Genomic DNA, 5,192 nt, shown 5'->3' on the forward strand with positions numbered 1-5,192 from the left:
GGGTGACGGAGTGGGCGGCGTTGTCGGGCGGGGTGTTGTCGGGGACTGCCGCGGCGGAGACGGTCTGCTCGTCGGTGGCGCCGCGGGGCCTGGGCGGAGCTGGGACCTTCGGCTGCTTCGGCTGCCTGGCCCGTTTCGGCTGCCTGGGCGGGGCGTCGGCGTCGGAGGGCGGCGTGCGCGGGGCGGGCGCGCGGGCCGGGCCGTCAGCCGGGCCGCCGGCCAGGTCATCGGCCGAGGACGACCGCTGTGCGGCGGGGCGGCGTCCCTGTCGCGCCGCCGCACGCCGGGGCGGATCAGCGGCCCTGTCGCCGTCGTGGTCAAGCCCGGCCCTGCTGTCGCTGCCGTGGCCGTCGCTGGTATCGCGGCTGTCGGTGGTGCCGTGGCCGTCGCTGGTATCGCGACTGTCGGTGGTGCCGTGGCCGTCGCCGGTGCCGTGGCTGTCGGTGGCGTCGCGGTCGTCGGCCGCCGTCGAGGGCGGTGGTATCACTACCCGGGTGTCCGGTAGCCGCGGCGGGACGAAAAGGCCCCGCGAGGAGGCCGACGCCAGCGGCCGGATCATGCCGGCGCTCATTTCGACGGCGGGCTCCGGCAGCTGGCGGCCGGGCCGGTTCGCCCAGGCCGCGTGCTCGGCCGCCGCGGATCCGGGCTGGGCGAAGCCGGGCTGCCAGTACTCCATCTCGGCGCGGAACGCCCCCGTGCTGCCGAGCTGGCAGAGGATGCCGATCGCGCCCAGGGTGACGCGGTGCATCAACAGATAGGAAGGGGGCAGGTTGAGCAGGCGGCCGAGCTGGGCCGCGGGGGAGCGGGGGTCGCCCAGCCGGATGGCCTCGCCTCGTAGCCAGTCGCGGGAGAAACGGAACGTCTCGGTGGTGACGGGCTCGAGGAGCGGTACCAGGTAGTCGAGGAGGTCCGCCGGCTTCATCCTCACCGTCGGCAGGATGAACCGCTCCGCCCGCAGGCCCGCCAGGACCGCTTCGCCGTTGCCGTCCAGTGCCAGCCGGCTGAGCCGGCCGACGGGTTCGGGCAGCCCGTCCGGGAGGCGGTTGACCGCGCCGAAGTCCAGCACGCCCAGGCGGCCGTCCGGGAGCAGCCGGAAGTTGCCGGGATGCGGGTCGGAGTGCAGCAGCCCGGCCCGCGCCGGGCACGAGTACAGGAAACGCACGAGCAGCAGCCCAGCCCGGTCACGTTCGGTGTCCGTACCGCTGTTTATGATCGTTGACAGGGGCTTGCCGTCGATCCACTCCGTGACCAGGACGTGGTCGGTCGCGGCGACGGCGCTGGGCACGTGGATGTCGAGGTCGTGGTCGAACGCCTCGGCGAAGGCCGTCTGCCAGGCCGCCTCCAGGCGGTAGTCGAGCTCCTCGAGGATGCGCTCCTTCAGCTCGGCGACCAGCGGCTTGATGTCCAGACCGGGGACGATGGCGCTGAACAGCCGAGCCGCGCGCCCGAGCTGGGTGAGGTCGCTGAGCAGCGCCGGGCCGATGCCCGGATACTGGATCTTGACGGCGACATCTCGGCCGTCCGCCCACACGGCGCGGTGTACCTGGCCGATGCTGGCGGCGGCGGCCGGCGCGTCGTCGAAGCTGCGGAAGTTCGTCTGCCAGTCCGTGCCGAAGTCGCCGGCGAGCACCCGGTGGACCGAAGCCGCGGGCAGGGCGGGCGCGGTGTCCTGGAGCTTGGTCAGCGCCGCCCGGTAGGGCCGGGCGATCTCCTCGGGCAGTGCCGCCTCGAAGACCGACAGCGCCTGCCCGAGCTTCATCGCGCCGCCCTTGAGCTCCCCGAGGACGCGGAAGATCTGGGCGGCGGTCCGCTGCTGCAGCTCCGTGGCGACGATCTCGGCGGGGCGCCCGCCGAGTCGCTTACCCGCGCCGATCGTGGCCCGCCCGGCGAAGCCGAGAGGGAGGCTTGCCAGCTTGGCGGTGCGGACGACCGCGCGTTTTGGGATTTCGGACACAGCTCCATCGTGCCTGTTCTGCGGGCGGGAGACAGGAGGGAACGCCGCTTGGAATTTTAATACTACTCTTTGTGGTCGATGTGGTTGGCCTGGCTGATGGCGGACCGGTGGCGCTCCGCTCCGCCTGGTCACGACGCCCGTTCCGTCCACTCGAAGGCGTCGGCTTCGCCCGGATCCCCGTCCGTCGGATCCCCGTCCGCCGGCCAGCCGTCGGCGTCACCGGCGCCCGCGGCTGCCAGCCGCCGGGCGCTACGGCAGGGACATGAGGGGTGGATCGACCACGATCGGCGTCGCAGCCGCAGGTCGGAGACTGTCATCTCCAGCGTCCCGTCGATGGTCGGCAGCTCGTCGGCTGTTGGCCGGCACGGCTGCTCCGGCGGCTCGGCCCGACCGGGCCGGGCGATGCCACGGACGCGACGGTCGCCACGGTCGCTGTGGTCGACAAGGGTGAGCGCCTGCATGGCGGTGAGCCCGGCGGCGACGGTGGCGAGCGCCACGTCGCAGGCGTCGACCCCGGTGTCCGGGCGGCGGGACAGCTGCAGGGCGAGCAACGGCCAGGACGGTTCCATCGCGTGGCGACACAGATGCTGACAGTGCAGGCACGAGGTCACCCCGGGCAGGACCAGCGGCCCGATCACCGCGGTGGTCTCACGAACGCCGGCAAGCAGATGGGGGATGCCGGAGCGTTCCAGCTCAAGCGACTCCCGCGGGTGGACGACCGGTATGCCGGCCGGTGTGACGACGACGAGATCGGGGCGGAACGGCACGGGATGCCGGCACCGGCGTGGCGCGTGGGGGCGTGTCACCCGCGCGATCGCCGCGGTGGCGGCGGCCGAACGGGGCCGCCCGACGTCGTCGAGACGGGCTCCACCCGGCGCGACATCGGCCGCCCTGGTCGTACCGGTGTCGTCGACGACCACGTGCCCGACCCCGGCGGCGGCCAGCAGGGCCGCCACCTGAGCGCCGATCCGGCCCGCCCCGCGGACCTGGATCCGGGCCCGGCGGCGGGCCGCCATCGCTCGCCGGGCATGTTCCGGGTCGGCCGAGCCCAGGGACATCGCCGCCAGGTCCGGCTGGAGGCGCTCCTGGTCCAGCACGGGCGGTGGGGAGCGGTCGGCCGGGCCGGCGTCCGTCAGCAGGCCCGTCCGCTCCAGCAGGAGGACGAGGTCCGCCCGAGTGGCGTCCAGCGAGCTGAGGACCTGCTCACGGGAGCGGGTACCGTCCAGCAGGTCGAGCACGGAGGCGTCCCGCGCCGTCAGCCCGCCGAGGACGATCGCCCGCGCCGGGTCGACGCCGATCTGGAGGGTGGAGCCGTCCCGCCAGAGCCGGCGCAGGCCGGGCTTGAGCATGGGGCGCATCGCGTCCTCCCCGACAGCAGATGACCGGATCGTGATCATATGGTCTCACGCTGTGCCCCATCGTGGACATATATCCATTTTTCTGTGGATATTCTGCCGGTGCCGGAGAAGATGCGCCGGTAGCTGTGGACAACTCCCTGCCTGGGCAGGGGCCCCTGCCCAGGGCATGGGCCCCACGGGTGCCATGGGTGACTCGCGTCCGCGCTGGGACGGTTCCTCGCGCACGGTCTGCGCCGGACATCCCATGTTCCTGGGTGTCAATCGGCGGTGCCAAGTGCGACGGTATGCGGCCAGACGGTTGTGGGCTGTGGATGCCGGGGCCGGCTGGTGCCGGGGGCGGCGGCCTCGGGATGCCGTACAGCCGCCGAACGCGCGATGATCCGCCGCGCGCTCGGCGGCCTCGGGGTAACCGTCCGGCCCGAGGAGCGGGCCCCGGGGATGGGGCATGCCTTCCGGGGAAGGTCAGGGAACTATGATGCCGGCGCCTTGCCGAGGATCCTGTTGATCGTGGTTCCGCAGACCGGGCAGGTGCCCCGGGCCATCCGGCGCCCGGAGTCGCTCACCCGGACCTCGCCCTGGTAATGCCGTTTGTCCTTGCATTTGACGCAGTAGCCCTCGTACGTCTCTGCCACTCGTTCTCCCTCTCACCGGCGCCCGCTGACGGGCCGCTGGTTCGTAACGAAGCGCAACGAAGAAGGCCGGCACCAACAGCCGGCCGGGAGCCATCCTCCTCAGGCTGTCGACCCCGCCGCGCGCCACCCCCTGGCCGGGGCCACGGCTGGTTTTCCGTTGTCCCACAGTGGTTGCCGTGTTCGCCGCCGGCTCCCGCGGCGGCGGCGGATGCGGCGGCGGATGCGGTGGTGGCCCGGTGATGGCCCGTGGTGGAAGCGGTGCGCGCCCGGTCATGTCCGACAGCACCGGAAGCCGTGAGGCTCTACGCTCGGGAGGGCCGCTGACGGGGCGGGAAAAACACGGCCGCGCCGTCCTCGCCCGTATCAGCCAGGCAACATCAACCGGACAACATAAACCAGACAACATCAACCAGGTAACGTGGGCCTTCAGGAGTCGATCGTGTCCGAACCGCTGCTGGTCGAACGTCCCGCCGACGGCGTGGTCCTGCTGACGTTGGCCCTGCCCGAACGGCGCAACGCGATGACCGTGGCGCTGACCGCGGCGTGGTCGGCGGCGCTGGACACGATCAGCGCCGATCCTGACGTGCGGGCCGTCATTGTCACAGGGCAGGGGCGCGCGTTCTGCGCGGGCGGCGATCTCGACTGGATCGACCCGAGGCGCAACATCGACTCCGGCGCGGACCGGCTGCGGGCGAAGATGCTCCCCTTCTACCGGACCTGGCTGAAGATCAGATCGCTGGAGGTGCCCACGATCGCCGCGGTCAACGGCGCCGCGGTGGGCGCCGGCCTGTGCCTGGCGCTCGCCTGTGACCTGCGGTTCGCGGCCGAGGGCGCGACCTTCTCCGCCCCCTTCACCCGGCTGGGGATGCATCCGGGGATGGCCGCCACCCGGCTGCTGCCGGAGGCCGTGGGAGTGCTGCGGGCCCGCGAACTGATCTTCACCGGACGGGTCGTCGACGCGCGGGAGGCCGTGGAGATCGGCCTGGTCAACGCGGTGGTGCCGGCTGCCGACCTGGTCGCCACCGCGCTGGAGACCGCGCTGCGGATCGCCGCGGCGGCCCCGGTCGCGACCCGGCTGGCCAAGGTCGCGCTGAAGGGTGAGGACGACATCGAGCAGGTGCTGCAGTGGGAGGCGCTCGCCCAGGCCACCACCATGGCCAACGGTGAGGCCGCCGAGGGGATCCAGGCGCAGCTGGACCGGCGGTCGCCCGCGTTCGCGCCGGTAGCCGCCGCCGGCTGACGCCGGTA

The 5,192-nt window shown here is 72.8% G+C and carries 4 protein-coding genes; 1 reads left to right on the forward strand and 3 read right to left on the reverse strand.

The annotated features are described in order from the left end of the window. The 3 genes from AC5LUJ_RS14085 to AC5LUJ_RS14095 form a co-directional block, all read right to left on the reverse strand. A partial coding sequence (locus AC5LUJ_RS14085) for an ABC1 kinase family protein (protein ID WP_493465068.1) occupies nucleotides 1-1,954 on the reverse strand: 1,954 nt, incomplete at its 3' end. 128 nt (nucleotides 1,955-2,082) lie between these two features. Next, nucleotides 2,083-3,351: a ThiF family adenylyltransferase gene (locus tag AC5LUJ_RS14090; RefSeq protein ID WP_250290109.1), complete on the reverse strand. Its 1,269-nt coding sequence runs from the start codon at nucleotides 3,349-3,351 to the stop codon at nucleotides 2,083-2,085. Nucleotides 3,352-3,782: 431 nt separating this feature from the next. Then, on the reverse strand, nucleotides 3,783-3,944 hold the full coding sequence (locus AC5LUJ_RS14095; RefSeq protein ID WP_250285127.1) for a DUF5679 domain-containing protein: 162 nt from the start codon (nucleotides 3,942-3,944) through the stop codon (nucleotides 3,783-3,785). Between the two features lie 439 nt (nucleotides 3,945-4,383). Here AC5LUJ_RS14095 and AC5LUJ_RS14100 point away from each other — a divergent pair, with 439 nt between their 5' ends. Next, nucleotides 4,384-5,184: an enoyl-CoA hydratase/isomerase family protein gene (locus AC5LUJ_RS14100; protein WP_250285128.1), complete on the forward strand. Its 801-nt coding sequence runs from the start codon at nucleotides 4,384-4,386 to the stop codon at nucleotides 5,182-5,184. Nucleotides 5,185-5,192: the final 8 nt, after the last annotated feature.

Source organism: Protofrankia sp. CiP1_Cm_nod3 (assembly GCF_982290655.1).